This window comes from Marinobacter sp. BW6, assembly GCF_008107725.1.
GTDB lineage: Bacteria > Pseudomonadota > Gammaproteobacteria > Pseudomonadales > Oleiphilaceae > Marinobacter.
This window is the reverse complement of record NZ_VIRN01000061.1, coordinates 1-25,923: the sequence shown is the minus strand read 5'-3', so window position 1 is coordinate 25,923 and position 25,923 is coordinate 1. Positions and strand designations below refer to the sequence as shown.

The following is a 25,923-nucleotide window of genomic DNA, read 5'->3' as shown; positions in this document are numbered from 1 at the left end:
ATTACTGTTCATCCCGCAGGAAAACCCAGTTGTTCTTATCGGATTGGTCTTCGCTGAAGTAATAGCCTTCGAGGTTAAACCCCTTGAGGTCGTCGGCTTGGGTAATGCGGTTCTCGATGGCAAACCGACACATCAGGCCGCGGGCTTTCTTGGCGTAGAAGCTGATCATCTTGTACTGACCATTCTTCCAGTCCTTGAATTGGGGGGTAATCAACCGACCTTCAAGGTCTTTCTTCTTTACGCTTTTGAAATACTCATTGGAGGCAAGGTTTACCAGTACGCCGTCGTCGTCTGCCAGCAGCCGGTTGATCTCGTCAGTTATCTTGTTGCCCCAGAATGCGTAGAGGTCCTTGCCACGGTCATTCTCGAACCGGGTACCCATTTCCAGACGATAGGGTTGCATCAGGTCCAGCGGTTTCAGAACCCCGTAGAGGCCCGACAGCATGCGCAGGTGTTGCTGGGCAAACTCGAAATCGGCCTCGCTGAAGCTTTCGGCGTCCAGCCCTGTGTAAACATCGCCCTTGAATGCCAGTACAGCCTGGCGGGCATTTTCCGGGGTAAACGGTGTGTGCCAGTTTCTGAAGCGCTCAGCGTTCAGTTGGCCCAGCTTGTCGCTGATGCTCATCAGATTGCTGATCTGATGCGGCTCCAGCCCCTTGAGCTGGTCGACCAGCTCGCAGGCATCCTCGAGGAACTCCGGCTGGGTATACGTGTTGGTCGCCAGCGGGCTTTCGTAGTCCAGCGTTTTGGCAGGGGAAATAACCATCAGCATGTCAGGCAATCCTCATTGCAGGAATGTGAGTAATTCATCCCTGGTAAAAGGCCAGTCCAGTTCCGCACCGGTATCGTTGCGTCTAAGCACCGGTATCCGGGTGCCGTAGCGTTCCACCAGCTCTTCGGACTGGGCAATGTCCACAACGTCTACCGGGATCGGCTCCGGCATGGGCGTATTTACAAGCAGGGCTTCTGCCAGTTCGCACAAATGGCACTGGGATGTTGTGTAGAAAAGCAGTTCCATTATTTCGGCTGTGCGTCCAGTTTCTGGCCGTTAACGCCCTGACTGTCCTTGCCCATGAGATACAGGTATATCGGCATCAGGTCTTCCGGTGCCGGATTCTGCTGTGGGTTCTCCGCCGGGTAGGCGTGGGCTCTCATATTGGTACGGGTGGCGCCGGGGTTCAGACTGTTTACCCGGACATTGTGACGCTCGTCATCCAGTTCTTCGGATAGCAACTGGCTCAGGCCCTCGACGGCGAACTTGGACACTGCGTAGGCACCCCAGTAGGCTTTCGCCTTCCGGCCAACACCAGACGATGTGAAAATCACCGAAGCATCATCGGATTTTCGCAAAAGGGGGATCATGGCCCGGCTGAGCAGGAATGGAGCCGTTGCATTTACATGCATGACTTTGTTCCAGGTTTCCGGGTCATACAACTCCACCGGGCTGCGATCGCCCAGGATAGCCGCGTTGTGAAGCAAACCATCGAGCTGGCCGAAGTTGTCTTCGAGAGTCATGGCCAGCTCTTCGTAATCCTTCACCGCCGCACCCTCAAAGTTCATGGGTACGATGGCGGGCTTCGGGTGACCGGCGGCCTCGATTTCGTCGTAAACCGTTTCCAGCTTGCTGACAGTTCGGCCAACCAGTACGACGGTCGCACCGTGGGCGGCATAGGCCTTCGCCGCTGCCCGGCCAATGCCGCTGCCGGCACCCGTCACCATAACGATACGGTCTTTCAGAAGATCGGCGGGCGCTTGGTAATCATGCATAACCTGTCTCCGTGTCAGGCTGTTACCGGCTGAACACCGGGTCCTAAATTTGATGCGCTATTGTAACAGCTTTGCCAGGTCCGTGACGGTGTCTGCAATGAGATCCGCTTGCCACAGGTCAATGGCTTCCGGCTGCTCGATATAACCGTAGCGGACCGCGATGGTCTTCATGCCGGCATTGCGGCCGGCCTCGATGTCCCGTTCGTGGTCGCCTACATAGATCCCTGAACCGGGCTCGGTCCCCATCTGCTGGCAGGCGAGCAAAAGGGCTTCGGGATGAGGTTTGCGCTGAGCGACATGATCAGGGCACACCAGCGCCCCACACCGATCTGCCAGGTCCAGGGCTTCGATTAGCGGAACCGCGAATCGGGCAGGCTTGTTGGTGACAATGCCCCACGGAATACCTCGCGCCTCAAGCGCTTTGAGGAGCTCGTCCATGCCTTCAAACAGGCTGGTTTCTACCGCCACGCCGGCCTCGTAGAGGTCGAGGAACGCGGTGTGCTTCTCCAGGTACTCCGGATGTTCAGGCTCCAGGTCGAAGCCGACCCGGATCATGGCGCGAGCGCCGTTTGAGACCGAACGTCGAATATGCTCGGGGGGCAGGGCAGGCAGTCCGTGCTGTTCCCGCAACTGGTTCAGGCACCGGATAAAGTCCGGCGCCGTGTCGATCAGCGTCCCGTCCAGGTCAAACAGGACCGCCGAGGTTTGTTGAGTGTTTTCAGGCTTCACGGATATCCCTGGCGTGCATCAGGTAATTGACGTCTACGTCCCGGCCCAGTTTGTAGACCTTGGTAATCGGGTTGTAGGTCATCCCGGTCAGTTCCCGGACATCCAGCCCCGCGTGGCGCAGGTGGTCGGACATTTCCGAAGGCCGGATAAATTTCTTCCATTCATGGGTGCCCTTGGGCAGCAACCGGAGAACATATTCCGCCCCGACAATCGCAAACAGGAACGACTTGGGGTTGCGGTTGATAGTTGAGACAAACAGATGACCGCCGGGTTTCAGCATGGCGGCACAGGCCCTGATTACCGATGCCGGATCCGGCACATGCTCCAGCATTTCCAGGCAGGTAACGACATCGTATTGGCCGGCATGCCCGCTGTCCTGTACCAGCTCCTCGACGGTGATCTGCCGATAATCTACGTTCACGCCGCTCTCCATGCCGTGCAGCCGCGCGACCGAGAGGGGGGCCTCGCCCATGTCGATGCCGGTAACATGGGCCCCACGCTGGGCCATGCCCTCTGACAGGAGGCCGCCACCGCAGCCTACATCCAGAGCCCGTTTTCCGGCCAGTGAAACTCTTTCGTCAATGTAGTTCAGGCGCAGCGGGTTGATATCGTGCAGCGGCTTGAATTCGCTTGAAGGGTCCCACCAGCGGCTGGCCAGGGCTTCGAATTTGGCGATCTCGTTCCGGTCTACGTTCTGGTTTGTCATGGTTGGTTCTGCCTGGTGAATCAATAGGAAATCGGTTAGTCAGCCTTTGTACGGATTCGCCCGGCCCAGTCCTCAACTCGAAGCATGAGATCGGCAACGTCAATGCGGGTAAGCCGGCCATCCTGTACTTGTGGTACGCCGTTAATCCAGCTGTGGCTTACTGATCGACCATGGTTACTGTAGACCAGGTGCGAGGCCGGGTCGTAGACCGGCTGTAAAAACGGGTCGCTCAGATCAACGGCAATGATGTCCGCCAGTTTGCCCTCGACCAGAGAACCCAGCTCATGGTCCCGCCTCAGGGCCTTTGCTCCGTTGATGGTGGCCATCTCGAGGGCCCTGTGTGCCGATAGCGCCGAGGCATCATTGGCCACAACCTTGGCCATCATGGCGGCGGTCCGGAGTTCCCCGAACAGATCGAGGTCGTTGTTGCTGGCGGCGCCATCGGTGCCAATGGCGACGTTTACCCCGTTATCAAGGAGTTCCTGCACCGGACAAAGGCCGCTGGCCAGCTTCAGATTCGATTCCGGGCAGTGGATGACATGGGCGCCCGTTTGTTTAAGCAAACTGATATCGCTGCCATCAATCTGGGTCATGTGTACGCACTGGGTCTCTGGGCGAAGCAAGCCGAGATCCGCCAGTCGGGCAGTCGGCCGTTGCCCCAGCTTTTCAGTAGCCTCGGCCACTTCGAATGCGGTTTCGTGCAGGTGTATCTGGATGGCCGCGCCGGTCTTTTCCGACAGTCGGACGGCTTCAATCATCGGCCCGTCGGACACGGTGTAGGGTGCGTGGGGGCCAATGGCCGGCATGATGTAGCCATCGGTTTTCCAGGTGTCTATAAAGTCGGCACCCTTGCTCAGATACTCGTCCGGGCCGGCACCCCAGGGTGTCGGGAAGTCAAGCAGCGGAAAACAGATTTGCGCGCGAATGCCCGCATCGTGCGCCATCTGAGCTGCAATTTCCGGGAAGAAATACATATCCGAAAACGTGGTGGTTCCGGTTCGCAGCATTTCGGCCATCGCCAGTTGGGTGCCATCGGCGATGAACTGTTCGCTGATAAAGCGACCTTCGGCGGGCCAGATGTGATCATTCAGCCAGGTCATTAGCGGGAGATCATCCGCCATGCCGCGAAACAGCGTCATAGCCGCGTGGCCGTGCATATTGATCAGGCCAGGCATGACAACATGGTGCGGAAGGTCGACGGTTTCACGGGTTCGGAACGTCCGGTCCGCCTGTTCTTGGGGGATCACTGCAGCAAGGCGCTTGCCCTGGATAATGACTGCGTGATTCTCAAGCACCGTGCCAGCCGGCTCAATTGGAATCAGCCAGCGTGCGTTGATGCGAATATCGGCCGCTGTGATGGTGTCTGCCGTCATTAATCCTGCCTTGCAGCGCTTGGCGCGGAGCTGCCGCACCTTGAAAATGTAGCCCGGAAGTATAACCGTTATAATCACAGTTTTCAGCGCTGAAAAACCGGAGCAGTTTTCTATGGCAACAACCCCGAACCCCTCTTCTGAACGTGGCATTGGCACCGTTGCAATACGTTGGCATGGCGGCAGTCTTGAGCTGCTTGACCAACGCTTGCTGCCAGGAGAGGAGCATTGGATAACGCTGGAAGGAGCGGCCGGAGTATCGGAGAGTATCCGGGATATGGTGGTTCGGGGCGCGCCTGCAATCGGTATCAGCGCAGCTTACGGCGTGGCCCTGGCAGCGAGGCACGCCGGTGGTGGCGACTGGAAGGCAGAAATCAAGCAAGCCATCCGAGAGCTTGCAGCATCAAGGCCGACGGCGGTGAACCTGTTCTGGGCACTGCAGCGCATGGAGCGGGTGTTTCACGCCTGTCACTCTCTGAACGAGGCGGTAAAACGGCTGGCCCGGGAGGCCGAGGCGATCCATGAGGAAGACCTGGCAGCCAATTTTGCCATGGCGGACCATGCTCTTGCAGTTATCGGAGCAACGAAACCCCTTTCGGTGCTAACGCATTGCAACACCGGCGCCCTTGCTACCGGGGGTTATGGCACAGCTTTGGGCGTTGTTCGTCGGCTGAACGAGAAAAAACTGCTGAAAGAAGTTTATGCCGATGAAACCCGACCCTGGCTTCAGGGCAGCCGACTGACGGCCTGGGAGCTGTCCCGGGAGGGCATTCCTGTCACGCTGAATGCTGATGGTGCCGCTGCTACAATCATGGCCCTTAAAGACGTGCGCTGGGTGATCGTCGGCGCGGATCGGATCACCGCCAATGGCGATGTGGTTAACAAGATCGGCACCTACAGCCTGGCGGTTCTGGCTCGCCATCACAATGTGGGCTTTATGGTAGTCGCGCCCTCGAGCACGGTGGATATGGCCATGGCGTCAGGGGCGGATGTCCCCATTGAGGAGCGCGAGAGTGTTGAAATCCGGGAGATACGCGGCATTGGGCTGGCGCCGGAAGGCGTCAACGTGTTCAATCCGGTCTTCGATGTGACACCGGCCAGCCTGATTGACGCCATCGTCACCGAAAAGGGGGTGGTGCATAACCCGAATATTACCGGTATGCGGGCGTTATTTGGTTGACGGCGGAGTAAGTTCCGGCTGTTACTTTCTGGCGGCAGGCTTGTCAGGCGGTGTGTTCGCGTCAGGATGCTTTTCTTCGTAGGCAGCCCGAAGCTCGGCCACCTGCTGTTCCTGCTCCTCAATAAAGTGCAGGGACATCTCAAAGCTCTGGCGGGTGAACTCCAGCACTTTCCGGAAACCTTCATCCGAGAGCGTGCGGGCGTCGTCATGCCGGCGAAAGATGTTGATGAATTCCCGTTCTCGCTCAAACTGCAGGGGCAGTCGTGCCACGCCCCAGTCGTTCAGAATCTGCCAGACTTCGGGATTGTAGTTGCGCGTGGTGCGCATGATGAAAGGAATGGGATCGTTTCGGGCAATGAGGGCAGCGAGTCGGAGAATCAGCTCGAACGAAAGGGTGGAGGTGCCGTTCTCAATAGCTTCCAGAACCGACTTGTCTCGCAGGTTCAGGGCCTCGCTCATCTCTGACAAGGTTAGTCCGGCGACTTCCCGGATGTCCTTTAGAGACTGGCCTGCTGTGAGCATCGCCCGCAACTGATCCTGAGAGTTGATCAGCGCCCGACCAACCCGAAGGGAGGTATCGGTAGCTTTGACCCCGAAGCGAAGCGCAGAGCCGGTCAGGCCGGCCAAGCGATCGATCAGACCCTCCGGCGTCCGTTCCCGGGTCGCCGGTTTTTCCAATCCTTCGACTTCTTCCAGCGAGCGCATGGCATGGAGAGCGTCCAGCAGCATGTCCTGCAGCATTCTGGCTCTCTGGCGGCTATCCTGGCCGCTGGCGTCCTTCTCAGTCATGGGGCTTTAATCAGTCCGTTTATCGGGTTACGGCTGAGGCTGGAGCCTGTGCCGCGAATTGTTGTGGATCCAGGATAGACGCCATGCGGTTATCGAGGTCCAGCATGTCCGCCATGATATGCCCACCCTCACGGATCACGAAATCCAGTTCTTCGTCGGTGGAATCCAGATCAGCCGCCTGTTGGTCCTGCCAGTCCTCAAGGTCTTCCAGGGAGTCGAATGGCGACTGCCCTTTCAGTTCACGTCTGGCGTTCGCGATGGTCAGCCGAGTGCGTTCGATCTGTTCGTGCTGGGCGCGACGTTCTTCCAGGTTCAGGCTGACACTGTCTGTGGCGCGCTGTTTGGTCAGGAAGTCTATCTCCTGCTGCAACAGGCTGAATTCGGCGTTGGTTGAGAACCGCTCTTCGTGACGCTTGCGAAGCTCATCAATGATCCCGCTGAAATCGAAGTAGCGGGTGTGCGGGACGGCTTCGATCTGATCCCAGGGCAGGGCGTGATCCAGGGCATCTTCACCAATGCGGGTCTTGTCGATACGGGACGGAATCTCGATGTCTGGAATCACCCCCTTGTGCTGGGTTGAGCCGCCGGAGACCCGATAGAATTTTGATTGGGTAATCTTGAGTTGGCCGTGATTCAGGGGACGCACCGCCTGGACCGTACCCTTGCCGAAGGTTTGTGAACCGACCACCAGCCCGCGGCCATAGTCCTGAATGGCTCCGGCGAAAATTTCAGACGCTGACGCGCTCATACGGTTTGTGAGTACCACCAGCGGCCCGTCGTAGGCGACCGAAGGGTCCTCGTCATTCAGTACCTGCACATCGTTGTTGGCGTTGCGAATCTGAACGGTGGGACCTTTGTCGATAAACAGACCGACCAGATCATTGGCTTCGTGCAGTGCACCACCACCATTATTTCGGAGATCCATCACCAGGCCGTCGACGCCGTCGGCTTCGAGCTCCGTGATCAGGTTGCGGACGTCCCGAGTGGTGCTCTTGTAGTTCGGGTCACCGGCCTGCATGGCCTGGAAATCAGCATAAAACGTGGGAATGGTAATCACGCCAATGGTGTATTCCTTGCTGCCGCGCTCCAGGCGGATGGTGTTCTTGCTGGCGCTCTGTTCTTCCAGTTTTACCTCATCGCGCTTGATGGCGATGGTCTCGGTAATGGTCTCATCGGACGCGTTGGCCGGAATGACTTCCAGGGTAACGGTTGAGTTCCGTGGCCCACGAATCAGGTCCACCACTTCGTCCAGGCGCCAACCGATCACATTCACCGGTTTTTCGTCTTCCTGGGCCACCGAGACAATTCGATCAGCGGGCTCAAGCTGGCCTTGCTTCGAGGCTGGCCCGCCGGGTACCAGCCGAACCACCTTGGTGTATTCGTTATCTGACTGAAGAACCGCACCGATACCTTCCAGGGAAAGGCTCATGTTGATGTTGAAGTTTTCGGAGGTGCGCGGTGAAAAGTAAGATGTGTGCGGGTCCCACATGCCGGTAAACGCATTCATGTAGGCCTGGAACGCATCTTCGCTGCGGGCCTGATAGGCGCGTTTGAGCTGTCCTTCATAGCGGCGGCGCAGGGTTTCAAGAATGGCCTCATCATCGGTACCGTTCAGGCGCTGCGCCAACACCGCATTTTTGATGCGTTTTACCCATAGATCGTCCAGGGCCTTGGCGTTGGCTTCCCAGTCCGCTTCTGAGCGATCGACCAGAATGCTCTCATTGGCCGAGAAATCCAGTGAATCTATGCCGTTGTCGATGGTTTCCAGGGCGAACTGGAGGCGCTCGATGATCCGCTGCTGAACCAGATTGTAGATATCAAAGCCCGGCTGAAGTTGGCCGGTTTTCAGAGCCGAGCCCAATTGGGTCCGGATCTTGTCAAATTTGGCAATGTCGTCCTGCGACAAATAGATCCGTTGCCCGTCCAGGTAGTCAAGATAAGCATCGAATACATCGCCGGACAGTTCGTCGCTGATCCCGAGGTCTCGGAAGTGGGTGAACTGTAGCTGACGAGCAATCAGGATGTTTGCTCGCGCCTGATCGATCGTCGGCGCAACCGGCTCGTAAACAGCTGGGGTGTCAACCGTGGCATGCAGCCCCAGTGGCGTCGAAAGCAGCAATGCGACAGTCATTGCCTTGCACACCCCGGACCGACCAGATCCGGCCGGAGAGCGACGAGCCATAATTCTTTCCGCGATGGTCATAAATGCTTACCTGACGGTGTGGGGGAGAAACCAGTGATATCTGGGTTAATCTACCCGTGAGCGATTAAATTTATTGTAGGCAAGCACTACCCCTGATGCCATAGGCAGGGCGTATCGGTTCGTGACAATCTGTCCATGAAGGCGCCAGGTTGGTAACCGGATGAGCGTCGACTGTGCAGGGCACTTACGCAAGACGTGGGTGCCGGGAGGGAGTGCATCCCGCCCGGCACTGAGTCAACAGGGCTCGATCAGGAGAACGGTGTGTTCGATTCCGCCTTTTCCTGCAGCATTTTGGGGGGCGCAAAACGTTCGCCGTAGGTCTTGGCGAGCTCCGCTGCCCGTTCCGTGAACGCTCTTACCCCGTACTGGTTGATAAACTGGATGGCGCCACCGGTCCAGGGTGCGTAACCGATGCCGAAGATGCTGCCGATGTTGGCATCCTCCACCGTGCGTAGCACCCCTTCCTCCAGGCACCGGACCGTTTCGATGGCCTGGATAAACAGGATCCGGTCCTTCAGCTCCTGCAGTTCAACAGTCCTTGCCTTGTCGGTATCTACAAACAGGCTTTCCAGTTCCGGCCAAAGGTGTTTCTTGCCGTTGGCGGGATAGTCGTAGAAACCGGCGCCCGCGGCCTTGCCCTTGCGGCCGTGCTCGTTGACCATCGCATCAATGACCGCTTCCGCCGGGTGGGCGTTCCAGGTGCCGCCAGAGGCTTCGGTGTCCTTTTTGCTCTGGTCACGGATGTGCTGCATCAGGGTCATGCTGACTTCGTCGGAAATGGCGAGCGGCCCTACAGGCATGCCTGCGAGCAATCCCGCATTTTCAATGCTGGAGGGATGCATGCCTTCACCAAGCATGCAGATGCCCTCGTTGACGAAGGTCCCAAAGACCCGCGAGGTGAAGAACCCTCGACTGTCGTTGACCACCACCGGAATCTTTCCGATCTGCTGAACGTAGTCAAACGAGCGCGCCAGAGTTTCATCCGAGGTTTTTTCGCCAACGATGATTTCCACCAGTTGCATTTTGTCGACAGGTGAAAAGAAATGCAGGCCAATGAAGTTCTCGGCTTTTGCTGAGGCCTCGGCGAGTTGGGTGATGGGGATAGTCGAGGTGTTAGACGCGAAAATCCCGTTTGCCGCCAGCTTGGGCTCTGCTTCCTGGGTAACTTTTGCCTTCAGTCCACTGTCCTCGAACACCGCCTCGATCACCAGATCACAGCCTTCCAGATCGTCCGCGGAATCGGTGGCCTTAATGCGGCTCAGGATGTCTGCTTTCTGCTCTTCGGTCATGCGGCCGCGGCTGACCTTCTTGGCCAATAGCTTCTCGGAGTAGCTTTTGCCTTTTTCGGCATTTTCCACGGAGACGTCTTTCAACACCACGTCGATACCGCGTGTCGCCGTGGAATAGGCGATACCCGCGCCCATCATGCCGGCCCCGAGCACACCCACCTTGCGGAAGGTTTCTTTCTCGACGCCATCGGGCCGGCTGCCGCCCGCCTTGATGGTGTTCAACTGGAACCAGAAGGTGCCAGTCATGTTTTTGGCGACCTGGCCAATTACCAGTTCGGCAAAATACCGGGTTTCGATCTGGCTACCGTTGTCGAAATCCACCTGGGCACCTTCGACTGCAGCGGAAAGGATGCGCTCCGGGGCTGGATAACAGCCTCTGGTTTTCTGTTTCAGCATGGCCGGGGCGATTGCCAGTTTCTGGGCCATGGCGGGATGGTGAGGGGCGCCGCCGGGAAACTTGAAGCCTTTCTGGTCCCACGGCTGCTGACATTTGGGGTTGGCATCGATAAATGCCCGGGCCCTGGTGATCATGTCTTCGGCAGAATCGGCCAATTCGTCGACAATGCCGGCCTTGAGGGCGGCTTTCGGATCCACCTTTTTGCCTTCCATCAGGAACGGGAAGGCTGCCTCCAGACCAATCATTCGGGGCAGTCGTTGCGTGCCGCCCCCGCCGGGCAGCAGGCCCAGTGTCACTTCCGGCAGCCCCAGCTGAATGCTGTCATCGTCGATGGCGATTCGGTGGTGGCAGGCCAAGGCGATCTCCAGGCCGCCGCCCAGGGCGGAGCCGTTGATGGCAGCAACCACCGGTTTTCCGGTGGTTTCCAGGAAGCGCATGTGGGCTTTCAGGCCGTTGACCATATCTTCAAAGGTTTGGGCGTCATCCCGGGTGACCTTGTGCAGTTCTTTCAGGTCGCCGCCCGCGAAAAAGGTCTTTTTGGCAGAGGCAATAATCACCCCGCGGATGTTGTCCAGATCCCCTTTCACTTTTGCGGCAGTTTCCGAAAGGGCGTCCCGGAAAGCAGCATTCATGGTGTTGGCGGACTGGCCGGGCATATCGATGGTGAGGGTCAGGATCTGATCTGAACCCAGTTCGTAGCGGATGGCACTCATAATCGGTTCTCCTTGAAAAGTGGACGGGTTCAGACGCGCTCAATGATGGTGGCAATGCCCATGCCACCACCAACGCATAGCGTGGCCAGGCCGTAGCGCAGTTCACGCCGCTCCAGCTCATCCAGCAGAGTGCCCAGAATCATGGCGCCGGTGGCGCCCAGCGGGTGGCCCATGGCGATAGCACCGCCGTTGACGTTCACTTTTTCGTCGGGAACGGAGAGTTCCCGCTGGAAGCGCATAACCACAGAGGCGAAGGCTTCGTTCACTTCAAACAGATCGATCTGGTCGGCGGTCATGCCCGCCTTTTCCAGTGCCTTGCGGGCTGCAGGGGCTGGGCCGGTGAGCATGATGGTGGGGTCTGTGCTGGTCACGGCCGTGGCGATGATGCGGGCACGCGGCGTCAGCCCCATGGCCTTGCCCTTGGCCTCGCTGCCGATCAGCATGGCGGTGGCGCCGTCGACAATGCCGGAGGAGTTACCGGCATGGTGAACGTGGTTGATCTTCTCCACGTAGTGGTATTTCTCCCGGGCGACACCGTCGAAGCCCATTTCTCCCATCATCTGGAAGGAGGGCTTCAGGCTAGACAGGCTCTCCAGGCTGGTGTTGCCACGCACATGCTCATCACGATCCAGGATCACCACACCGTTCTGGTCTGTGACTGGAATGATGGATTTTCCGAAGTAGCCGTTCTGCCAGGCATTGGCGGCTTTCTGCTGGGATTTCACCGCAAAACCATCGACATCTTCACGGCTGAATCCCTCGAGTGTGGCAATCAGGTCCGCGCCGATCCCCTGGGGCATGAAACCGGTATGCAGGTTGGTCTCAGGGTCCGTGGCCCAGGCACCGCCGTCGGAGCCCATAGGCACTCGAGACATGGCTTCCACGCCACCGGCAACCACCATGTCTTCCCACCCGGAGCGTACTTTCATGGCGGCCAGGTTGACGGCTTCGAGCCCGGAGGCGCAGAAACGGTTAAGAGTAACGCCCGCCACTTTTTCGTCCCAATCGGCCGCCAGAGCCGCCGTTTTGGCGATATCCGCACCCTGATCGCCCACCGCGGTTACGCAGCCCATCACAATGTCATCCACCTGGGCGGTGTCCAGGCTGTTTCTCTCCTGCAGCGCATGGAGCACCGTGGTCAACAGCGTGATGGGTTTGACGCTGTGAAGTGATCCGTCTTTCTTTCCGCGCCCTCTGGGGGTGCGGACTGCATCGAAGATATATGCCTCGGTGGTCATTGCTTGTCCTCTGGTCACATTATTTTCGGGATTGATTAACCGATGACATAACCATAGCCGTTTGCAGTTGCGGGAGGTAATGACGGGGGCTGCCAATCGCATTGGCGAAATTGCTCATGAACCATGACAAGGAGGGGCGCGGCTTCTATGGTGTTAGAAACCGCAGACGAATTCAGGAGGCGAAAGCCATGTCTCTGCGAGATGCGATCGACAATTTTTACGAGCGGCTGGTGGTGGATGCCATTGAGGCAACGCGGGAGGAGTCGGACACAATGGACTATCTCACCGACGTGATGTGCGTGGCCCTCAACCGCCTGCCCACGCGGTATTATCGTCACTCAATCGATATGATGTTTTATCTGGCGGACGAGGAGCTCAAGGGAATGAAACAGAAATCCCTGGCCGCTGTGAAAGAAGCCAGGGAGTTCGTCAGAAAGCATCAGCGGGATTAAACCGTCGGGTGCTTCAGGTCTGGTTCAGGTTGGAAAGAGCCTTATTCAGGCGCTCAGCCAGTTCGATGTCCGCGTCTTTGCCGATTCCGCCCAGGCACCAGTCCGCGAGCAGTTTTTCCACGTCCTGCGTTTGATCGTTGCTGCTGTCCGCGGAACCCATGCCATCGGCCAGGCGCTGGACCTGGATTTCCATGCGGCGCTGCTGGTCGGCCTCGGGAGACGGGACACCACACAGTATTTCCGCTCGGATCACTAGCTCGACCGGATCACTGGAGTCTGAGTTCCCTGTCAGCGCGTTCCAGTGTTGCGGCACTGAATCACTGGCGGTTTCGCCGGTTGTGGCCGTGGTCACCAGAGACTGCCAGGACGCCATTTTTGCCCGAAGCTTCAGGGTAGAAAGAATCTGATTCAGCCGCTGTTTTTCCTTCTGGACCTGATCTCTGACTCCCCTGGACAGGGTGGACCCGTCGATCTCCCGGAGCGTCGCCAGCGCCACAGTTATTGCCTGCTCATCACTGTCTTCGGATACCCCTGAGACTTGCTCCAGGCCCGCTTGTGCGGACTCGTCGGCGGCCCGGGAAGCCTGCTGCTGTTCAGTGCGCTCGGCATCGCGGCGGGCGAAGATCTGGTCGCACGCCTTGCGGAAAGCCTGCCACAGTTTCCGGTCTTCCCGATGACGGGTAATTCCGATGGCTTGCCAGTCCCCTTGCAGGGCCTTGGCCTGATTCATGGCCTCCTGAAGCGGTTCGTGGTCAACCAGTGTTTCGGCTTTTTCCACGATCGCCTGTTTCAGTTTTTCGTTTTTCCGGCGTTCCTCATCCAGCGGCGCTTCCAGTCTCTTAAGCAGCTCATCGAAGCGCTTCTGAACGGCACGATTGTCCCGGAATTCCACCGGCCAGGCTTCTTTCCACTCCTGGCGGGCGGTCTGGTGGATGCGCTCGGCGGCTTTCCAATCGATCGACGACCAGTCTGCGTTGTTCAGGAAGCTCTCGAGTTGCTCGCAAATGGCAGACCGCTTCTCCAGGTTGGCCTGTTTCAGGCCGGATTTCGCAGAAAAGTAGGCTTTGCAGGGCTCATAGGCCTTGTCGGAGGCAGCCTTGAAGCGAGACCAGAGGCTGCGGTCGGAAGAGCCGCCCAGATCCCGCCACTCGTTCTGCAATTCCTTGATCCGCTCTGCTTTGGCTTCAGGGTCCATGGGTTGGTCTGCGAGGTATTCCATTTGCTCACACAGGGCAATCTGCTTCGGTTCGGTAGCAAAGCCCTGCCAGTCCGAGAGCTCCCTCAATTGTCCGTTAAGCAGTTGCATTCGGGCCTGATAGGGTTTGGCGTGGCGCTGATCCAGATCCCGGAAGTGCTGCTGGGCGGTCTTGAAAAGTTGCCTGGATTCTTTCAGCTGCTTCGCCTCAAGGGCCTCTTCCAGTTTGTTAAGGTCGGTTTCCAGGCGATTTGCCAGGGCTTTCTGCTGATCCTGATCAACACGGGGCTCGGTTGGTGCCTTTCGCTTGCCGGCCAGCTTCCGCAATGGCTCCAACTGAGCAGGGATAGGATAGCCTTCCGGCCAGTTGATCTCGGCAATCAGGGTTTTCGCCTGTTCGCGCTGGTCGTCGGTGGCATCGCCTTCACCGTCAAGCAGTGCGCCGAGTTCGACGATGGTGTCCCGGTCCTGGGTAATCCGACGGACAGAGCTGAGGTAATTGCGCAGTGCCAGCATGGCGGTCTCGTAGGACTTCTGCTCCTGCTTTTCAACTGCAGTATCCCGGGTTGCTTCCAGCCAGCGGTTTTCCTGGGTCTTCTGCAGCGCATCCAGAGAGGCTAAAGAGGGCAGGGTCTCTGGCGGTTGGGCCTTGAGTTCATCAAGTGTGCGGGTCAGCAGGTCGAGGGTTTCCTTGCGTTGCAGCCGTTGCTCTCGCTGGCGTTTTTCATCTTCCGCAGCGGATTGCAGGGCAGCGATCCGCTCTTTGCACTGGTGTACCGCTTCCAGGAACGCCTGCGCCTGTTCCGGTGTGGCGTGCTCTTCCACCTCTGCCCATTGCTTCAGCAGGGCATCAAGCCGGGCCTCGTAAAGCTTGGTGTCGTCGCTTTTCGCCTGGTCCTGAGCGTGACGGGTCAGAGTGGCAATGGTCTGGCTAATGCTTTCCAGTCGCGCCAGTTCTTCACGGCGTTGCTGAAGGGCTGATTTGACGGTTTGATAGACCCCTTTATCTCGGCCTTTGGCCTGTTTCTGTACTTCCTGAAGACTGGCGTCGTCGGTCAATCTGCCGGCGGCGGTCTGTCGGATATCCGCTGTGACCCCTTCAACGGCGAGTTTGGCCAGGACACTCTGCGACGGCGAGCCTTCCAGTGTTGCGAGCTGTTCCTCTCTCTGGCTGGCCCGGGTATCTTCCTGTTCGGCAGGCTCGGGCTGGGTGGCTTTGCGGTGTTTCGGAGCTACCTCGGTTGTCTTGCGGGATTTGAACAGTTTCTGGATGAACGCGGCCATAAGAGTATCCTTGGGTGTTGAAACCAGTTCACGGTGTCGGGCAAAGTTGGACCGCCACCGGCCATCGGCCTCCGGTTCGGGGTGCCGGGTAGTTTGACTGGTCAGCCTGAGGTGCTGGCCAGTTGGAAAAATTCGCGGCTAGTCTAGCGTTTTGTGTGCGTGTGCGGAAAGGGTCTGTATGGCAAATCAGGAAAATCAGGACGATCAGGAATACAAGGCCCGGGCAACGGCGCTCAGATTGCTGGCCAGACGGGAGCACAGCCGCCTTGAGCTGAGCCTGAAACTCCGCCAAAGAAAGGTGTCGGGGGACATTATTGACGCCGTTCTGGATGATTATGAGCAAGAGGGGTGGCTTGACGATGACCGGTTTGCCGACGTCTATGCTCGTCAGAGAATGGATCTTGGTTACGGGCCGCTGCGGATTCTGGGCGAACTCCAGCAACGCGGGGTGCATAAGACGCCGAAGTGTGTCGACGACATGACCGAGGAGGACTGGTGTCAGCGGGCTATCGGCATCAGGGATAAACGGTTCGGCTTGACGGATCTCAGTAAAGACTGGGACGAAAAAATGCGTCAGGCGCGTTTTCTGAATCGTCGGGGATATTCCGCCAGTCAGGTGGAAAGGGCCCTTGAAGTTCGCTCCAACTAATCTTTCTCAGGTCGGGTACTTCAGAGGGTCGGCGGGATCATGCCGAGCTCTGCCGGAAGGCCGGCCCGGAGCTTTTCGTCCGACCGCAGTTCGTCTGCAAGGATCCCAGGTGTCTGGCTTTCTTCCATTTGCACGATCTGCTCTTCTTGATCTTGCGCAGGAGTGGTCGGTTCGTTGAGCCGCGCCAGAACATCATAGTAGCGTCGAATATTCTGAACGTAGATCACCGGTTCATGGCCCCGGGCGTAGCCGAAGCGGGTCTTGGTATACCATTCCTTTTGAGCCAGCAGTGGCAGGAACTCCTTCACATCCATCCACCGGTCGGGGTCCTTTCCAGCACCTTCTGTAAGGCGGCGGGCATCTTCAAGGTGCCCGAAACCCACGTTGTAAGAGGCGAGGGCGAACCAGGTGCGGTCCGGTTCGGGGATTCTTTCCGGGATTTTCTCATGCACGATCCGGAAATACTTGGCGCCGCCCTGGATGCTTTCCTCGGCATCCAGGCGGTTGTTGATACCAATGTGGCTGGCCGTGTTCCGGGTTAGCATCATCAGGCCACGGACCCCGGTGGGAGATACCGCATTGGGCCTCCAGTGGGACTCCTGATAACCGATGGCCGCGAGCAACCTCCAGTCCATATTGAAGTCCGTGGCATAGTTGCGAAACAAGGACTCGTATTTGGGTAAGCGGTTTTCAACATGGTGCATGAAGGTGCGCGCGCCGACGTAATTGAGCCGGTCCAGATGGCCATAGAAGCGCTCGGCAATCTGGGCCAGAGTGCCGTCGGCCTCGAGAGTGTCCAGGAACTGCCGGGCAGCTTTTGCCAGGGATCCATCCTGCGTCGACGGGAAAAACCAGGCCAGCTCGCCAGGTTCTCCAACGGTAAATGCCTCTTTTACCATTGGGTAAAACACGTGGTTGAGGTCGAGTTCGTTAGAGGAAACCATTCCGTAGGGGAACTCACCGCTTTCGACCCGGGACAGAATGCCAGCAGCGTCGAGCCCGGGATGCACTTGCCACTGAAGCTCCGCGATTTCCTCTCGGGCTTCGTTGAGGCGATGCTCATGGTTGCTGTTAGCCACCACGTGAAGGGATTTTCCGGCGAGGTCTTTCAGTGAATCCGGGCGTTCCACATCCCGGTTATAAACCAGTATCGACTGTGCGGTAATGCCGGTAGCCACGGTGTGGTACTGATCGGTCGTGTCCGGCTGTCTGGAGAGCCCCAGCATGCCCAAGTGGGCGTAGTTTTTTTCCAGCACCGACAGGATTTCAGTATTGTCATCGGCGACGCGAATGCGGAGCTTTACGCCCAGCTCGTTGGCAAACAGCTTTGCCAGCTCATAGTCGTAACCGGTGGGTTCGTCCTCGCTTTCCACATAGATAGAGGGAGCCGAGCGGGTGATCACATGCAGCACACCCTCGTCCCGGATTTCCTGGAGAGTGCTGGGTTGTGAGCATCCTGTCAGTATTAGGGCGGTGCCAAGCACGACAACCGTCTTGGCGGATGCGCTTTTAAGAGCAGCAAGTATTCTAGGCAAGATCCCTGATCTCCGTCACGGCTGGATCATCTGGTTGCAGAGTCGCTGGCGGCCCCGCACCCCTTTCTATCCTGAGCGTGGAATTCCCTTCCACACGGTCAATGATCCTTGGTGTCGGATGTCTGGTCAATAAATCTGGTTAATTAATATGCAAAACAATGTCAATTGTACGGTCAGGGATTAACGCTTCAAGCGCTGTATCCTGACCCCGCTTTCGAGTATCATGGCGGCCTTTCAAATTGCACCCAGACTTCCCCGTTTCGCGCGATACAGGTTGATATCATGCTTGAACTTCGCGGCGCACCCGCGCTCTCGCCATTCCGCTCCCGCAAATTGCATTCCCGGATTCAGGATATCGTGCCTGAAGTCGAGCACGTTTATGCAGAGTTCATGCACTTTGTCGATCTGGAGGCAGACCTCTCTGACGCAGAGCAGGCTATACTCGACCGGCTACTGACGTACGGTCCCAGCGTGCCGGAGGAAGACCCGGATGGGGTGCTTTTCCTGGTCGTGCCGCGCCCGGGGACGCTGTCACCCTGGTCCAGTAAGGCAACGGACATCGCCCGGAACTGCGGACTCCGTCAGATACATCGGATCGAACGTGGCACGGCTTTCTATATTCGTTCTGGCCGTAAGCTTGGCCTGGAGCAGCGCGAAAAAATCGCAGCCTTGCTTCATGACCGCATGACCCAGAAAGTATTCCATGAAATGGGCGGTGCCGAACTGCTATTCAGTCATGAAGAGCCGCGTCTCCTCGGGCGGGTCCCCGTTCTGGCGGGTGGGCGTGATGCCCTGGTTGAGGCGAACTCGCGCCTGGGTCTGGCGCTCGCCGAAGATGAAATTGACTACCTGGTGAAGTCCTTCACCGATCTTGAGCGGGATCCGACCGACGTGGAGCTTATGATGTTCGCACAGGCGAACTCTGAGCACTGCCGGCACAAGATATTCAACGCGTCCTGGGATATTGACGGCGAGGGCCAGGAAAAGTCCCTGTTCGCCATGATCCGCAACACGTTTGAAATGAACAGCGAGGGTGTCCTCTCGGCATACAAGGATAACGCATCTGTTATCCGAGGCAGCCGCGGTGGCCGCTTCTTCCCGGATCCGGAGACGGGTGTCTACGGTTACAACGAAGAAGATATTCACATTCTGATGAAGGTGGAGACGCACAACCACCCGACAGCGATTGCCCCTGCGGCCGGTGCCGCAACAGGTTCTGGCGGCGAAATCCGCGACGAAGGTGCCACTGGTCGGGGTTCAAAGCCCAAGGCCGGCCTGACGGGTTTCACGGTGTCGAACCTGAACCTGCCGGACGACCCCCAGCCATGGGAAATCAACTATGGCAAACCAGAGCGGATTGCTTCCCCGCTCGACATTATGATCGAAGGCCCCATTGGCGGTGCCGCATTCAATAACGAATTTGGTCGTCCCAACCTGGCCGGCTATTTCCGCACCTTTGAAGAGAGAGTGCCGGGTGCCGCGGGCGAAGAGGTTCGCGGTTACCACAAGCCGATCATGATTGCCGGTGGTCTTGGCAACATTCGTGAGGACCACGTAGAAAAGGGCAATATACCGGTTGGCGCCAAGCTTATCGTGTTGGGTGGGCCTTCCATGCTGATTGGTCTCGGCGGTGGCGCTGCGTCATCCATGGACTCGGGTTCCAGTAATGAAAACCTGGATTTTGCCTCTGTTCAGCGGGACAACCCGGAGATGGAGCGTCGGTGCCAGGAAGTGATCGACCGTTGCTGGCAGATGGGTGACGAGAACCCCATCGCGTTTATCCACGATGTTGGGGCCGGTGGTCTCTCCAATGCCATGCCGGAGCTCGTAAAAGATGGAGGCCGCGGCGGCAAATTCGAACTTCGCGATATCCCCAGTGATGAGCCTGGGATGTCGCCGCTGGAGATCTGGTGTAACGAATCCCAGGAACGGTATGTGATGGCAGTCGCTCCGGAGAATCTGGAACGGTTTGATGCCCTTTGCCGCCGCGAACGTTGCCCCTATGCAGTGATTGGTGAGGCAACGGAAACCCACCACCTTGAATTGGGCGATTCCTACTTCGACGACAAGCCGGTTGATCTGCCGATGGAAGTGCTGTTCGGCAAACCGCCACGCATGCACCGGAGTGTCAGCCGCGCTTCGTTCACGAAGCCCATTTTCGACTCCACCAAAATCGATCTGGATGACGCCATTCGCCGCGTTCTGCGTCTGCCGTCCGTTGGCTCCAAGAGCTTTTTGATCACCATCGGTGACCGGACCATTACCGGCCTGGTTGCGCGGGATCAGATGGTTGGGCCCTGGCAGGTTCCGGTTGCTGATGTGGCTGTGACTTCCACCTCCTTCGATGTTCGCACTGGTGAAGCGATGGCCATGGGCGAGCGCACGCCGGTCGCGACGATTGATGCGCCCGCGTCCGGTCGTATGGCTGTGGGTGAAGTGATTACCAATATGGCCGCGGCGCCGATCGGCAAATTGTCTGATATCCGCCTCTCTGCAAACTGGATGGCCGCTGCTGGCCACCCGGGCGAAGATGAAAATCTCTATGAGACCGTTCGCGCCGTAGGCATGGAATTGTGCCCGGAGCTTGGAATCACGATCCCCGTGGGCAAGGACTCCATGTCCATGAAGACCATGTGGGAAGAAGACAGCGGCGAACAGAAGAGCGTAACTGCACCGCTTTCATTGATCGTCAGCGGCTTTGCGCCGGTAACTGATGTTGCCAGAACGTTGACTCCCCAACTGGTTAAAGATGCTGGCGAGACCGACCTGATCCTGGTGGATCTCGCCGCGGGCCAGAACCGCCTGGGTGGTTCGGCTCTGGCTCAGGTGTACCGTCAGGTCGGTGCCGTGGCGCCAGACCTGGATGACCCGGAGGACGTCAAGGCTTTCTTCGCGGTCGTTCAGGGTCTGAACACCGACGGTAAACTGCTGGCCTATCATGACCGTTCGGACGGTGGCCTGTTCGTCACGCTCGCTGAAATGTGCTTTGCCGGCCGTTGCGGTGTTGATATCAAGCTGGATGGCCTGGCCGAAGATCGCAGCCAGTTTGCCAGGGAACTGTTTAACGAAGAGTTGGGTGCCGTTATTCAGGTGCGCAGGGAAGACACTGGTTTTGTCTTGCAGCAGTTCTCTGCCGCGGGCCTTGGAGACTATATCAGTGTGATCGGTAGCCCGAATGACACTGACAGCCTTCGCCTCACCTTCGAAGGCGGCACGGTGGTGGACGAATCTCGCGTGGAGCTTCAGCGCCTGTGGGCTGAAACCAGTTACCGCGTTCAGTCTCTCCGGGATAACGCTGATTGCGCCCGTGAGGAATTCGATAATCTGCTTGATGCAGAGGATCCCGGTCTTCACGCTAAGCTTTCCTACGATATCAATGAAGATGTGGCTGCCCCCTATATCAATAAGGGAGCCCGTCCAAAGGTTGCGGTCCTGCGGGAGCAGGGCGTGAATGGCCAGGTTGAAATGGCGGCTGCATTTGATCGCGCCGGTTTCGATTCTGTTGACGTGCATATGAGCGACCTGCTCTCTGGCCGGGTTACGCTGGATGGCTTTAATAGTCTGGTCGCCTGTGGCGGTTTCTCCTACGGTGACGTTCTGGGCGCCGGTGAGGGGTGGGCCAAATCGATTTTGTTCAGCGACCGAGTCAGGGACCAGTTTGCGGAATTCTTCAATCGCCAGGACACGTTGGCGCTGGGGGTGTGCAATGGCTGTCAGATGCTCTCAAACCTGCACGAACTGATCCCAGGCAGCGAAGGCTGGCCTCGTTTCGTGCGCAACCAATCCGAGCAGTTCGAAGCGCGGCTGGCCATGGTTGAAGTGATGCCATCGCCGTCTGCGTTCATGGATGGCATGGCCGGGTCTCGTATGCCGATCGCCGTTGCCCACGGCGAGGGGAGGGTTGAATTCGCCAGTGGTACCTCGGCGGAGGCGCTCTCTGAGAGTGAGCTCGTGGCTCTGCGCTTCGTGGATAACCGGGGTCAGGCAACGGTTCGTTACCCTTACAACCCGAATGGATCGGAAGCCGGGATTACCGGGGTTACGACCCGCGACGGCAGGGTCACGATCATGATGCCGCATCCGGAGCGTGTGTTCCGGGCAGTTCAGCACTCCTGGCGCCCGTCAGACTGGCAAGAAGATGGTTCCTGGATTCGCATGTTCCGCAATGCGAGACGCTGGTTCGGTTAATTTCCCCCCGCCAGGAACGAGCCGGTTTTGGATACGCTCAATACGAGTGTTTACTCCAAAGCCGGCTTTTTTATTGCTTGCTCCGTTTCTGGGCATTTTTCAAGGGAAAAAATCGGCGAAAATGGCAAAAATTCCCTTGACTCAGTATTTTTATGCACATTTCCGGTGCCTGCCTGTTTGTTCTGTGAACAAAGACCGGGAATTCGGTTCAACTTTTGCGCATAAGATGTAAGTTATTGAAAAATATATAATAAATGAATCAGGTGATTTTGTCGCCAATTTAACGAAAGTGCAGTGATTACGGGGTTTGGAGACGTGTTCCCAAAAACTTTCCCCAGAGTTATCCACAGATTCTGTGGGTAAGTGTCTAAGCTATTAATCTGTACAAAAAATATCCGATCCGAGGGAGGGTTTTCGATGTACAAGATGTGTTATTTCGTTCCGGAAACTCACGTTGAGCAGACCAAGCAGGCATTGTTCGATGCCGGAGCTGGTCGTATAGGTGATTACGATTGTTGTGCCTGGCAATGTCTCGGACGGGGGCAGTTTCGTCCGCTTGAAGGAAGTGATCCATTTCTCGGCAAAGCCGGTGAGATTGAAGCGGTGGATGAGTACAGGGTTGAGCTGGTTTGTGCCGATGAGGTGATACAGGATGCCCTCGCAGCGCTTAAGCAGGCTCACCCCTACGAGGAGCCTGCTTACGAAGTCTATCGAATGGAGGAGCTGTAGTCGGCGGCTTTATTTTCGGTCATTTGCCATGGGGTGGCGAATGTCGCTCACGTGAACACCGAAAGAATCACTCCGATAGTCGGACAGGAACAGTTCCAGGGTCCGCTTGACGGTTGGAAAGGAGATCTCCTCCCAGGGGATCTCATCCAGCCCGAACAGCTTCGATTCCAGTGACTCTTCCCCGGCGCCGAATTGACCATCTTTGAGGGTGGCTCGGTAGAACATGTGAACCTGATTGATGTGTGGAACGTCGATGATGGAGTAGAGTCCCTCGATATGTACTTCAGCCAGGGCCTCTTCCATAGTTTCACGCTCAGCCGCCTCAATGGTGGTTTCTGCGTTCTCCATAAATCCCGCGGGTAGTGTCCAGTAGCCATAGCGCGGTTCGATAGCTCTTCGGCACAGGAGTATCTGGCCCTCCCACACGGGGACCGTGCCGGCGACAATGCGCGGGTTCTGGTAATGTATGGTATCGCAGCTGACACAGACATAGCGGTGACGGTTATCGCCTTCGGGGATGCGCTGTTCAACCGGCTGGCCGCATGTGCTGCAGTACTTCATGATTTTCCCCGTATACTAAAATTGGTGTGGTAGTCAGTTTAACGATCCCGGCTGCCTCTGTCTCATCCAACCTCCGGATGTACCGTGGAGATGAACATTGCGTGATTTACTTGCCGAGCGCCTCGCCGGCTATGCGCCGCGGCAGCTGGCGCTGGATTATCCCGAGGCCGGTATACTGGTTCCGGTAACCGATGATCACCGAAATCCCGAAATGATCTTTACGCTCAGGTCCGAAAATTTGAGCACTCATCGGGGGCAGGTGGCGTACCCTGGGGGGAAACGTGATCCCGGAGACCCGTCTCTGGCAGCGACCGCGCTGCGTGAAACCCACGAAGAAATAGGGCTTCCGCCAGACCAGGTGCAGATTATTGCGCCTCTCAGCCAGGTAATGTCCCGTTACGGAATTCTTGTTACTCCTTACGTGGGCGTTATCCCCGGGGATCATCCTTTGGAGCCCAATCCTCACGAGATTGAAAGCGTATTTCGGGTACCTCTCTCTTTTTTTCTTGAGGATCGACGAGAGCGCACGGACGCTCTGAATTTCCTAAACCATACGTTTTACGTGCCCTGCTATCGGTGGGAGCGCTACGAGATCTGGGGGCTGTCGGCAGTGGTTCTGGTTGATTTCCTGAACGCTGTGTACGATGCCGGAATTGACCTGCTTGAACCGCCTGAGGGAGGCTGAAATGTTTTACCAGTTGAATGACCGGACGCCGGAATTGGAGGGGGAGGGGCACTTCGTGGCCGACAATGCGTCGGTGATAGGCCGGGTAAGGCTCATGGAAAATGCCAGTGTCTGGTTCAACGCCGTTATTCGCGGTGATAATGAGTTAATCACGATAGGGCCAGACACGAATATTCAGGACGGTTCCGTTCTGCATACAGACCCGGGTATGCCGCTAACTCTCGGAAAGGGCGTAACTGTTGGTCACAAGGTAATGCTTCACGGTTGCGAGATTGGCGATTATTCCCTGATTGGTATCAACGCGGTGATCCTTAATGGCGCGAAGATCGGTAAGCATTGTCTGATTGGTGCTAATGCTCTGATTCCGGAGGGGATGGAAGTTCCGGATGGCTCCATGGTTGTTGGCTCTCCCGGCAAGATTAAGCGGGACCTTAATGACGACCAGAAGAAGATGCTGGAAATGAGTGCGCAGCACTATGTGCAAAATGCAGCACGCTATGCCGATGAGCTCAAGCCATGCGAGCCGAAGAGATGAGTGTCTCTGACAAAGTGCGCTCGCCCTGCGTGAGCATTTGTGCACTTGATGAAGATGATGTCTGTGTTGGCTGTCATCGGAGTGGAGACGAAATCACCCGGTGGACCCGGATGGATAATGAAGAACGCCGCGAAGTGCTACGAAAGGTGGCGGAGCGCGAAAAGAAATCCCTGATTCACGGCTAATATAGGTGCGGGCAGATCATGACTGACTCAGTTCGAATTGGTACACCCCTCAAAGGCAACGCCTTCAGGGTTCTGTTTTGCGGATCCGGTGAGCTTGGAAAAGAAGTGGTCATCGAGTTGCAGCGCTACGGCGTTGAGGTGATTGCCGTGGACCGGTATGCAGATGCACCTGCCATGCAAGTGGCTCACCGGAGCCACGTCATCGACATGCTCGATGGCGTCAGCCTGCGCCGCGTTATCGAGCAGGAAAAACCGGATCTGATTGTTCCGGAGATTGAAGCCATTGCCACGCCGGAGCTGGTTAAGCTGGAAGAAGAGGGTTATCACGTTATCCCAACGGCCAGGGCGGTGAATCTTACAATGAACCGTGAGGGAATCCGGCGACTTGCGGCTGAAGAGCTGGGACTGCCAACCTCACCATACCGCTTTGCCGGTTCTCGGGAGGAATACCTTGCAGCCGTGAAGGAAATAGGACTGCCACTCGTAGTAAAGCCGGTGATGAGCTCCTCGGGCAAAGGACAAAGTACCGTCAAGACCGAAGATGATATTGAAGCGGCGTGGGAATATGCCCAGTCTGGCGGGCGCGCTGGCAAAGGAAGGGTGATCGTTGAGGGTTTCGTGGATTTCGACTACGAGATTACCCTGCTGACCGTAAAGCACCGGGATGGGGTGTCTTTTTGTGAGCCCATAGGGCATAGGCAGGAAGATGGAGACTACCGAGAGTCCTGGCAACCTCAGCCAATGGCGTCGCTGGCGTATGAGCGTTCGGCAGAAGTGGCCAGGGCTGTGGTCGAAAATCTTGGGGGATATGGCATCTATGGTGTAGAGCTTTTCGTTAAAGAAGACAACGTCTGGTTCTCTGAGGTGTCGCCACGCCCTCATGATACCGGGCTGGTCACTCTGGTTTCTCAGGACCTCTCTGAATTTGCCCTTCATGCGCGAGCAATCCTGGGGCTGCCGGTTCCCTCGATTCGTCAGACCGGACCGTCGGCATCGGCGGTGATACTTCCAGAAGGGGACTCGGCAGAGGTTTCCTACTCAGGCCTTGAATCGGCACTTTCCGAACCGGATACCCAGTTACGCCTGTTTGGCAAACCCGAGCTGAAAGGACGCCGTCGAATGGGGGTCGCGTTGGCGAAGGGTGCCTCCGTGGAGGAAGCGCGGAAAAAAGCGCGCGCTGCTGCAGAATCGGTTGTTGTTGAAACATGAATCTTTATCGAATTTTGGTGTCATAAACAGCAATCTCGACGTTTCACGAAAAAAATCAGAACCAATCGTTGACACATCCTGAGAGGTCTGTAGAATGCGCATCTCTTTCGAGGGGTAAGCCACTCAGGCCGCTCCGGATTCGAAAGGCAACTGTTTGAAAGTACTGAAGAAAATGAGTTTTAAAATTCTTCAGATTAACGGTTGACAGGGCGGCGGAACGATGTAGAATACGCCACCTTGATTGAGCAACAGCTCAAACGCTCTTTAAAAAGTTGACCAAGTAATTCGTGTGGGCGCTGGCCGAGGTATTTCGGATATGAAATATCAGGACAGTG

The 25,923-nt window shown here is 57.2% G+C and carries 22 protein-coding genes; 9 read left to right on the top strand and 13 right to left on the bottom strand.

Going from position 1 to position 25,923, the window contains the following annotated elements:
- Position 1: 1 nt before the first annotated feature.
- From yaaA to FMN52_RS05790, 6 genes are read right to left on the bottom strand one after another with little or no spacing between them, the layout of a single operon-like run.
- Entirely contained in the window at positions 2-772 is a 771-nt protein-coding gene (gene yaaA, locus FMN52_RS05815) for a peroxide stress protein YaaA (protein WP_148607708.1), read from the bottom strand.
- A 12-nt stretch (positions 773-784) separates the two neighbouring features.
- Positions 785-1,018 carry a glutaredoxin family protein gene (locus tag FMN52_RS05810; protein WP_064227467.1) on the bottom strand — a complete coding sequence of 78 codons (234 nt, stop codon included), beginning with the start codon at positions 1,016-1,018 and terminating at the stop codon, positions 785-787.
- The gene (locus FMN52_RS05805) at positions 1,018-1,767 is read right to left on the bottom strand and encodes a YciK family oxidoreductase (protein WP_008171450.1); all 750 of its coding nucleotides are present in this window, start codon (positions 1,765-1,767) and stop codon (positions 1,018-1,020) included. The genes FMN52_RS05810 and FMN52_RS05805 overlap by 1 nt, the downstream gene beginning before the upstream one ends.
- Before the next feature lie 57 nt (positions 1,768-1,824).
- Complete coding sequence (gene gph / locus FMN52_RS05800; protein ID WP_148607707.1) at positions 1,825-2,496, bottom strand: phosphoglycolate phosphatase; 672 nt, start codon at positions 2,494-2,496, stop codon at positions 1,825-1,827.
- Positions 2,486-3,202: a bifunctional 2-polyprenyl-6-hydroxyphenol methylase/3-demethylubiquinol 3-O-methyltransferase UbiG gene (gene ubiG, locus FMN52_RS05795; RefSeq protein ID WP_148607706.1), complete on the bottom strand. Its 717-nt coding sequence runs from the start codon at positions 3,200-3,202 to the stop codon at positions 2,486-2,488. The genes gph and ubiG overlap by 11 nt, the downstream gene beginning before the upstream one ends.
- A 35-nt stretch (positions 3,203-3,237) precedes the next feature.
- Positions 3,238-4,575, bottom strand: coding sequence for a TRZ/ATZ family hydrolase (locus FMN52_RS05790; protein WP_148607705.1), 1,338 nt, complete (start codon positions 4,573-4,575; stop codon positions 3,238-3,240).
- 112 nt (positions 4,576-4,687) lie between these two features.
- On the opposite strand from FMN52_RS05790, the gene mtnA reads away from it, so the two are divergent.
- The gene (gene mtnA / locus FMN52_RS05785) at positions 4,688-5,752 is read left to right on the top strand and encodes an S-methyl-5-thioribose-1-phosphate isomerase (protein WP_148607704.1); all 1,065 of its coding nucleotides are present in this window, start codon (positions 4,688-4,690) and stop codon (positions 5,750-5,752) included.
- 21 nt (positions 5,753-5,773) lie between these two features.
- On the opposite strand, the gene FMN52_RS05780 is transcribed toward mtnA, so the two are convergent.
- The 4 genes from FMN52_RS05780 to FMN52_RS05765 all read right to left on the bottom strand — a co-directional run bounded on the left by FMN52_RS05780 (position 5,774) and on the right by FMN52_RS05765 (position 12,381).
- Positions 5,774-6,541, bottom strand: a complete 768-nt coding sequence (locus tag FMN52_RS05780; RefSeq protein ID WP_148607703.1) for an XRE family transcriptional regulator — start codon at positions 6,539-6,541, stop codon at positions 5,774-5,776.
- Positions 6,542-6,560: 19 nt separating this feature from the next.
- The gene (locus tag FMN52_RS05775) at positions 6,561-8,744 is read right to left on the bottom strand and encodes a carboxy terminal-processing peptidase (protein ID WP_148607702.1); all 2,184 of its coding nucleotides are present in this window, start codon (positions 8,742-8,744) and stop codon (positions 6,561-6,563) included.
- A gap of 248 nt (positions 8,745-8,992) precedes the next feature.
- Positions 8,993-11,143 carry a 3-hydroxyacyl-CoA dehydrogenase NAD-binding domain-containing protein gene (locus tag FMN52_RS05770; RefSeq protein ID WP_148607701.1) on the bottom strand — a complete coding sequence of 717 codons (2,151 nt, stop codon included), beginning with the start codon at positions 11,141-11,143 and terminating at the stop codon, positions 8,993-8,995.
- 29 nt (positions 11,144-11,172) lie between these two features.
- The gene (locus tag FMN52_RS05765) at positions 11,173-12,381 is read right to left on the bottom strand and encodes an acetyl-CoA C-acetyltransferase (RefSeq protein WP_148607700.1); all 1,209 of its coding nucleotides are present in this window, start codon (positions 12,379-12,381) and stop codon (positions 11,173-11,175) included.
- 188 nt (positions 12,382-12,569) lie between these two features.
- Here FMN52_RS05765 and FMN52_RS05760 point away from each other — a divergent pair, with 188 nt between their 5' ends.
- Positions 12,570-12,833 (top strand): late competence development ComFB family protein, encoded by a 264-nt coding sequence (locus FMN52_RS05760; protein WP_148608244.1) that lies wholly within the window; start codon positions 12,570-12,572, stop codon positions 12,831-12,833.
- A gap of 13 nt (positions 12,834-12,846) precedes the next feature.
- Here the strand turns inward: FMN52_RS05760 and FMN52_RS05755 are convergent, their stop codons facing one another.
- Positions 12,847-15,312 carry a DUF349 domain-containing protein gene (locus FMN52_RS05755; RefSeq protein WP_148607699.1) on the bottom strand — a complete coding sequence of 822 codons (2,466 nt, stop codon included), beginning with the start codon at positions 15,310-15,312 and terminating at the stop codon, positions 12,847-12,849.
- Between the two features lie 178 nt (positions 15,313-15,490).
- On the opposite strand from FMN52_RS05755, the gene FMN52_RS05750 reads away from it, so the two are divergent.
- Positions 15,491-15,961 carry a regulatory protein RecX gene (locus tag FMN52_RS05750; RefSeq protein ID WP_148607698.1) on the top strand — a complete coding sequence of 157 codons (471 nt, stop codon included), beginning with the start codon at positions 15,491-15,493 and terminating at the stop codon, positions 15,959-15,961.
- 20 nt (positions 15,962-15,981) lie between these two features.
- Here FMN52_RS05750 and mltF read toward each other — a convergent pair whose 3' ends face one another.
- Entirely contained in the window at positions 15,982-17,496 is a 1,515-nt protein-coding gene (gene mltF, locus FMN52_RS05745) for a membrane-bound lytic murein transglycosylase MltF (RefSeq protein ID WP_148607697.1), read from the bottom strand.
- A 282-nt stretch (positions 17,497-17,778) separates the two neighbouring features.
- Between mltF and purL the strand changes: the two genes are divergently transcribed.
- Positions 17,779-21,684, top strand: a complete 3,906-nt coding sequence (gene purL, locus FMN52_RS05740) for a phosphoribosylformylglycinamidine synthase (RefSeq protein WP_148607696.1) — start codon at positions 17,779-17,781, stop codon at positions 21,682-21,684.
- Between the two features lie 417 nt (positions 21,685-22,101).
- The gene (locus FMN52_RS05735) at positions 22,102-22,413 is read left to right on the top strand and encodes a YqfO family protein (protein ID WP_148607695.1); all 312 of its coding nucleotides are present in this window, start codon (positions 22,102-22,104) and stop codon (positions 22,411-22,413) included.
- Positions 22,414-22,422: 9 nt separating this feature from the next.
- On the opposite strand, the gene FMN52_RS05730 is transcribed toward FMN52_RS05735, so the two are convergent.
- Positions 22,423-22,974 (bottom strand): NUDIX hydrolase, encoded by a 552-nt coding sequence (locus FMN52_RS05730; protein ID WP_148607694.1) that lies wholly within the window; start codon positions 22,972-22,974, stop codon positions 22,423-22,425.
- A gap of 97 nt (positions 22,975-23,071) precedes the next feature.
- On the opposite strand from FMN52_RS05730, the gene FMN52_RS05725 reads away from it, so the two are divergent.
- Genes FMN52_RS05725 through purT form a run of 4 tightly spaced genes read left to right on the top strand, consistent with a single transcriptional unit; the run spans position 23,072 to position 25,588 of the window.
- Positions 23,072-23,659, top strand: a complete 588-nt coding sequence (locus FMN52_RS05725) for a CoA pyrophosphatase (RefSeq protein ID WP_148607693.1) — start codon at positions 23,072-23,074, stop codon at positions 23,657-23,659.
- A gap of 1 nt (position 23,660) precedes the next feature.
- Positions 23,661-24,194: a gamma carbonic anhydrase family protein gene (locus FMN52_RS05720; RefSeq protein ID WP_148607692.1), complete on the top strand. Its 534-nt coding sequence runs from the start codon at positions 23,661-23,663 to the stop codon at positions 24,192-24,194.
- Positions 24,191-24,379: a DUF1289 domain-containing protein gene (locus FMN52_RS05715; RefSeq protein ID WP_148608243.1), complete on the top strand. Its 189-nt coding sequence runs from the start codon at positions 24,191-24,193 to the stop codon at positions 24,377-24,379. The genes FMN52_RS05720 and FMN52_RS05715 overlap by 4 nt, the downstream gene beginning before the upstream one ends.
- A gap of 18 nt (positions 24,380-24,397) precedes the next feature.
- Entirely contained in the window at positions 24,398-25,588 is a 1,191-nt protein-coding gene (gene purT, locus FMN52_RS05710) for a formate-dependent phosphoribosylglycinamide formyltransferase (RefSeq protein ID WP_148607691.1), read from the top strand.
- Positions 25,589-25,923: the final 335 nt, after the last annotated feature.

Bases quoted from the DNA above. Each gene is read 5' to 3' on its own strand.
- FMN52_RS05730 (WP_148607694.1), bottom strand. From the start codon at position 22,974: ATGAAGTACTGCAGCACATGCGGCCAGCCGGTTGAACAGCGCATCCCC.
- purL (WP_148607696.1), top strand. From the start codon at position 17,779: ATGCTTGAACTTCGCGGCGCACCCGCGCTCTCGCCATTCCGCTCCCGC.
- FMN52_RS05765 (WP_148607700.1), bottom strand. From the start codon at position 12,381: ATGACCACCGAGGCATATATCTTCGATGCAGTCCGCACCCCCAGAGGG.
- purT (WP_148607691.1), top strand. From the start codon at position 24,398: ATGACTGACTCAGTTCGAATTGGTACACCCCTCAAAGGCAACGCCTTC.
- ubiG (WP_148607706.1), bottom strand. From the start codon at position 3,202: ATGACAAACCAGAACGTAGACCGGAACGAGATCGCCAAATTCGAAGCC.
- FMN52_RS05775 (WP_148607702.1), bottom strand. From the start codon at position 8,744: ATGACCATCGCGGAAAGAATTATGGCTCGTCGCTCTCCGGCCGGATCT.
- FMN52_RS05790 (WP_148607705.1), bottom strand. From the start codon at position 4,575: ATGACGGCAGACACCATCACAGCGGCCGATATTCGCATCAACGCACGC.
- FMN52_RS05780 (WP_148607703.1), bottom strand. From the start codon at position 6,541: ATGACTGAGAAGGACGCCAGCGGCCAGGATAGCCGCCAGAGAGCCAGA.
- FMN52_RS05810 (WP_064227467.1), bottom strand. From the start codon at position 1,018: ATGGAACTGCTTTTCTACACAACATCCCAGTGCCATTTGTGCGAACTG.
- FMN52_RS05755 (WP_148607699.1), bottom strand. From the start codon at position 15,312: ATGGCCGCGTTCATCCAGAAACTGTTCAAATCCCGCAAGACAACCGAG.
- FMN52_RS05720 (WP_148607692.1), top strand. From the start codon at position 23,661: ATGTTTTACCAGTTGAATGACCGGACGCCGGAATTGGAGGGGGAGGGG.
- FMN52_RS05770 (WP_148607701.1), bottom strand. From the start codon at position 11,143: ATGAGTGCCATCCGCTACGAACTGGGTTCAGATCAGATCCTGACCCTC.
- FMN52_RS05715 (WP_148608243.1), top strand. From the start codon at position 24,191: ATGAGTGTCTCTGACAAAGTGCGCTCGCCCTGCGTGAGCATTTGTGCA.
- FMN52_RS05805 (WP_008171450.1), bottom strand. From the start codon at position 1,767: ATGCATGATTACCAAGCGCCCGCCGATCTTCTGAAAGACCGTATCGTT.
- FMN52_RS05760 (WP_148608244.1), top strand. From the start codon at position 12,570: ATGTCTCTGCGAGATGCGATCGACAATTTTTACGAGCGGCTGGTGGTG.
- mtnA (WP_148607704.1), top strand. From the start codon at position 4,688: ATGGCAACAACCCCGAACCCCTCTTCTGAACGTGGCATTGGCACCGTT.
- yaaA (WP_148607708.1), bottom strand. From the start codon at position 772: ATGCTGATGGTTATTTCCCCTGCCAAAACGCTGGACTACGAAAGCCCG.
- FMN52_RS05735 (WP_148607695.1), top strand. From the start codon at position 22,102: ATGTACAAGATGTGTTATTTCGTTCCGGAAACTCACGTTGAGCAGACC.
- FMN52_RS05750 (WP_148607698.1), top strand. From the start codon at position 15,491: ATGGCAAATCAGGAAAATCAGGACGATCAGGAATACAAGGCCCGGGCA.